At 71.5% G+C, this 1,057-nt stretch carries 1 protein-coding gene; it reads right to left on the bottom strand.

The window, feature by feature from the left end:
• Nucleotides 1–982, bottom strand: a 982-nt coding sequence (locus PLL68_RS15785; protein ID WP_324535728.1) for a lysylphosphatidylglycerol synthase transmembrane domain-containing protein, incomplete at its 3' end; no start/stop codon positions are given.
• Between the last annotated feature and the right edge of the window lie 75 nt (nt 983–1,057).

Below are 1,057 nucleotides of genomic sequence, written 5' to 3'. Positions count from 1 at the left end.
GCAGCCAGCCCAGCGCCCCGAGCGGCACCTCCATGAGGTGGGTGAACAGCGAGAACAGCACGAGGCCTGCGCCTGCCCCGGCGGTGTCGGCGCCCCACCCGACGAGCACGACGGACGTGGCGACCTCGGTGACGCCGATCCCGCCCGGGGTGATGCCGATCGTCGTGAGCAGCCGGCCGATCGCGTAGGCCGCGAACAACAGGTTGAGCGGCAACGTCACGCCGGTGCCGCGCATGATGAGCACGAACAGCACGAAGTAGGCGCCGAAGAAGCCGATCATGCCCAGGGTCATCGACCACCAGGACTTGCCGACGACGTGCTTGATCCGACCGCGCAGGTCGCTCACGAGCTCGGAGACGCGCATCGTGGAGTCGGGTCGGCGCCGGCGGACGAGCGGCCCGATCACGGCGTCCAGCCCCCGGCCGATGGCCTGCGCGGCCCGCTCGCTCGCGATGATCGCGATGAGGGCCCCGAGGATCGCCAGGCCGGTGAACATGCCGGCCACCGCGAGGTCCGTGAGGGAGCCGGGCAGGGCGACCCCGGTGAACCACAGCACGGCGATCGCGATGACCGGCAGCGCGATGCGGGCCAGCACGTTCCACACGCCCGTGACGACGACCGAGGTGGACGTCGCCCGCCGCGAGAAGCCCCACGACCGGCAGATCGCGTACGTCGCGGCGAGCCCGACGGCCCCGCCACCGGGCAGGAGGTTGGACACCGAGGACCCGCAGAGGTTGACGATCAGCGCCTTGCTGTGGGTCAGCCCGGGCAGCGAGCCGGTGAAGGTGAAGGTGTAGCACCACAGGCCGGCGAGCATCAGCAGCTGGAAGCCCACGGCGTGACTGAGCGGGATCGTCGCGATGACGTCCCAGATGTCGACCCACGTCGTCTTGGCGAAGTACGGCAGCCCCCACACCAGGAGCGCCACGGCCAGGCCCAGCCCCACGACCGCCTGGAGCGTCTTGCGCGTGCGCGGGCTCACGCGTCCCCCTCGAAGATCTCGGTGTGGATGGGCCCCCCGCTGGGCAGGGCCGGGTCGCGGAACCACTCCCGGCCG

This window comes from Ornithinibacter sp. (assembly GCF_035443565.1).
Lineage (GTDB): Bacteria > Actinomycetota > Actinomycetes > Actinomycetales > Dermatophilaceae > Fodinibacter.
The sequence above is the reverse complement of the archived record's forward strand: the minus strand, read 5'-3'. Positions and strand labels throughout refer to the sequence as shown.